We start from the raw sequence: 3,540 nt of genomic DNA, 5'->3' as shown, positions 1-3,540 counted from the left end.
GGCACCACGCCCGGCAGGCCGCCGACCACCATGACCAGGCAGGCGGCGTCCAGCGTGGCGGCCTCGTCGATCGCCCTGCGGTTGTCGTCCAGGGCCTGCGGATCGCCGGAGGTGAGGAAGCCGCCGCGGCAGAGCGACGAGACCCGCAGCCCGGCGTCCGCGACGAGTTCGACGGTCTCCTTCAGGCCCTGCGCGGCGACGTCCTGCCGCCACAGGCCGATGGCCTCGACACCGTGCCGCACGCACCCGTCGACGGCCTCGGCCACCGACCACCGCTTCGTGGTCCACTGGTTCAGCGAGAGACGGCTCTTCGCCCGCGCCCTCACAGGCCGTTCACCGCCAGCAGGGAGCGCATCCGGAAGACCGCCAGCTCGGGGTCGGCCAGCAGCCCGGCCCTGTCGGCCAGGCGGAACACCTCGGCCAGGTGGGGCAGGGAACGGGCCGCCTGGGCGCCGTTGACCATGCTGAAGGCGTCCTGGTGGCCGTTGAGCCAGGCCAGGAAGACGATGCCCGTCTTGTAGTTGTACGTGGGGGCCTCGAAGATCTTCCGCGAGAGCGGGACCGTGGGGTCCATGATCTCGTCGTACCGTCCGAGGTCGCCCGCGTCGAGCGCCTGCAGGGCCGAGGCGGCGGCGGGGGCGATCGCGTCGAAGATGCCCAGCAGCGCGTGGCTGCCCGACCTGATCAGCGAGGGGTAGTTGAAGTCGTCGCCGGTGTAGAGCCTGACGCCTTCGGGCAGCGCCTCGCGCAGCCCGATCTCGTGCTCGGCGTCCAGCAGCGAGACCTTGACCCCGTCCACCCTCGCCGCGTGGTCGTGGATCAGCGACAGGAACGACGCGGTGGCCTCGGCCACGTCCCGCGAGCCCCAGTAGCCCGCCAGCAGCGGGTCGAACATCTCGCCCAGCCAGTGCAGGATCACCGGGCGATCGGTCTGGGAGAGCAGCTCGCCGTAGACCCGGTGGTAGTCCTCCGGGCCCCGCGCGATCGCGGCCAGTTGCCGGCTCGCCATCACGATGACCCCGGCGCCCGCGTCCCGCACGGTCTCGATCTGCTCGCGGTAGGCCGCCACGACCTCCCGCAGGGTCCGGGCGTCCGGCGCCTGGTCGGTGCCCGCGCCACAGGCCACCAGCGTCGCCGGGTCGCCGAAGGCCTTCGCCTCGGTGGCGCTGCGCCGGATCAGCTCGCGGGTGGCCGCCCAGTCAAGGCCCATGTTGCGCTGCGCGGTGTCCATGGCGTCGGCGACCCGCAGCCCGTGGGACCACAGGTGGTGGCGGAAGCGCAGGGTGGCCTCCCAGTCGACGGCGGCCCGGGAGCCCGGGGTGTTGTCGCCGAGCGGGTCGGCGACAACGTGGGCGGCGGCGTAGACGGTGCGGCTCCGGGCGGGCCCCTCGGGCCTGGCCCAGGTGACCGGCTCGCGCAGGACGTGCTCCCCGCCCGGGAGTGCGATCCTCATCACGGCTCCACCGGCAGGCGGCGGCCCTCTGCGGAGGAGCGCAGGCCCAGCTCGGCGATGCGGACACCGCGCGCGCCGGAGGCGAAGTCGTAGGGGAACGGCGCGTCCTCGACCACGTGGCGGACGAACCGTTCCCACTGGATCTTGAACCCGTTGTCGAACTCCTCGTTGTCGGGTACCTCCTGCCAGCCGTCCCTGAAGCGGGCGCCCGCGGGCAGGTCGGGGTTCCAGACCGGCTTGGGAGTGGCGGCACGGTGCTGGACGCGGCAGTCGCGCAGGCCCGCGACGGCACTGCCGTGCGTGCCGTCCACCTGGAACTCCACCAGCTCGTCGCGGTTCACCCTGACGTTCCAGGAGGAGTTGATCTGCGCGATGACCCCGCCCTCCAGTTCGAACACCCCGTAGGCGGCGTCGTCGGCGGTGGCCCGATAGGTCTCGCCCCGCTCGTCCACCCGCTCGGGGATGTGGGTGACGGCCTGGGCGTAGACCGAGGTGATCCGGCCGAACAGGTTCTCCAGCACGTACGCCCAGTGCGGGAACATGTCGAGGACGATGCCGCCGCCGTCCTCGACGCGGTAGTTCCACGACGGGCGCTGGGCGGCCTGCCAGTCGCCCTCGAACACCCAGTAACCGAACTCGCCGCGGACCGAGAGGACGCGGCCGAAGAAGCCGCCGTCGATCAGGCGCCTGAGCTTGAGCAGGCCCGGCAGGAAGAGCTTGTCCTGCACGACGCCGTTCTTCACGCCCCTGGCGGTCGCGGCCTCGGCCAGTGCCAGCGCGTCCTGGGAGGTCTCGGCCGTCGGTTTCTCCGCGTAGACGTGCTTGCCCGCCTCGATCGCCTTGAGCACGGACTTCACCCGGGCCTGGGTGACCTGAGAGTCGAAGTAGATCAGATTGTCGTCGTCGGCGAGGGCGGTGTCGAGGTCCGTGGTCCAGCCGGCGATGCCGTGCTCCGCCGAGAGTCTCTGGAGCTTCTCGGCGGACCGGCCGACCAGGACCGGCCTGAGCAGGACCTGGCCGCCGTCCGACAGTGTCACACCGCCCTGCTCGTTGATCGCCAGGACCGATCGGACCAGGTGCTGGCGGTAGCCCATGCGACCGGTGACACCGTTCATCACGACGCCGATGCTTTGCGGGGACATCTTCTCCGACCTCCTATGGAAAGCGCTTTCCGTTCCACGGTACGACAGTCGCCACACCTGCTGCAAGCGCCTGCCAGGGGAGGAGGGGGGCGATGTGCGCGTCCGGGGGAGCCGGTGACCCCGGGGGCCGTCCCGGAAGGAAATTCGCTGGTTACCGGAATTTCACCGCGTGTTCGCACGGGAAGGCGGGGTGCCCGAATCGCCGTAATTCACATTATCGCAGATCAAGCGTATCTGACCACGGATTGATGCAGTATCCGACCAAGTGCATCCTGACTCGTCGTCAAACCATGACATTTGCGTATTTGTCATGACTTGAGACGTTCCGTCTGTCCTCCTCTCGCGGCGCCCAGACCCCCCGACTGGCCGAGGTGGAGCGACAGAAGGGGCCACTCGTGAAACGAGTCGTCACCGCGGCTTCCGCTGCCCTCACGGCAATTCTCGTCACCTTTTCCCTGACAACCGGAACGGCTTCGGCGACCCCGCCGAACATTCCTTCGGCGGCCACCGCCACCAGCAGGCTCGCGACGCTCACCGTCGCCGCGGAAACCAACCAGTCCTCCTATGACCGGTCGTTGTTCAACCACTGGATAACGATCAGCGGCACCTGCAACACCCGGGAGACGGTGCTCAAGAGGGACGGCGTCGGAGTGGTCGTCAACTCCAGCTGCGCAGCCACCTCCGGCAGCTGGTACTCCCCGTTCGACGGCGCGACCTGGACCGCCGCCGGCGACGTCGACATCGACCACATGGTGCCGCTCGCCGAGGCCTGGCGCTCCGGCGCCTACGCCTGGACCAGCGCGCAGCGGCAGTCCTACGCCAACGACCTCGGCGGGCCCGAGCTGTGGGCCACCGAGGAGTTGTCGCGCCTGCTGGAATCCCTGCGAGACCGCCGGTAGGCGGTCAGGGCACGCTCACCTCCGGGTCCGGACGGGACCGCCCGGC

The 3,540-nt window shown here is 70.1% G+C and carries 3 protein-coding genes and 1 pseudogene; 1 reads left to right on the top strand and 3 read right to left on the bottom strand.

Going from position 1 to position 3,540, the window contains the following annotated elements:
• From ABZ260_RS48590 to ABZ260_RS48580, 3 genes and pseudogenes are all read right to left on the bottom strand, one after another.
• A pseudogene (locus tag ABZ260_RS48590) lies at window positions 1–326 on the bottom strand (sugar phosphate isomerase/epimerase); the annotation flags it as partial.
• On the bottom strand, window positions 323–1,453 hold the full coding sequence (locus tag ABZ260_RS48585) for a dihydrodipicolinate synthase family protein (RefSeq protein WP_355632068.1): 1,131 nt from the start codon (window positions 1,451–1,453) through the stop codon (window positions 323–325). The pseudogene ABZ260_RS48590 and the gene ABZ260_RS48585, both read right to left, overlap by 4 nt.
• Window positions 1,453–2,595, bottom strand: a complete 1,143-nt coding sequence (locus ABZ260_RS48580; RefSeq protein ID WP_355632066.1) for a Gfo/Idh/MocA family oxidoreductase — start codon at window positions 2,593–2,595, stop codon at window positions 1,453–1,455. The genes ABZ260_RS48585 and ABZ260_RS48580 overlap by 1 nt, the downstream gene beginning before the upstream one ends.
• Window positions 2,596–2,990: 395 nt before the next feature.
• On the opposite strand from ABZ260_RS48580, the gene ABZ260_RS48575 reads away from it, so the two are divergent.
• Window positions 2,991–3,494: a hypothetical protein gene (locus ABZ260_RS48575; protein WP_355632063.1), complete on the top strand. Its 504-nt coding sequence runs from the start codon at window positions 2,991–2,993 to the stop codon at window positions 3,492–3,494.
• Window positions 3,495–3,540 lie beyond the last annotated feature (46 nt).

Origin of the sequence: Streptosporangium sp. NPDC006013 (assembly GCF_040614275.1) — a bacterium.
Classification (GTDB): domain Bacteria; phylum Actinomycetota; class Actinomycetes; order Streptosporangiales; family Streptosporangiaceae; genus Streptosporangium.
This window is presented reverse-complemented; position numbering and strand designations above follow the sequence as displayed.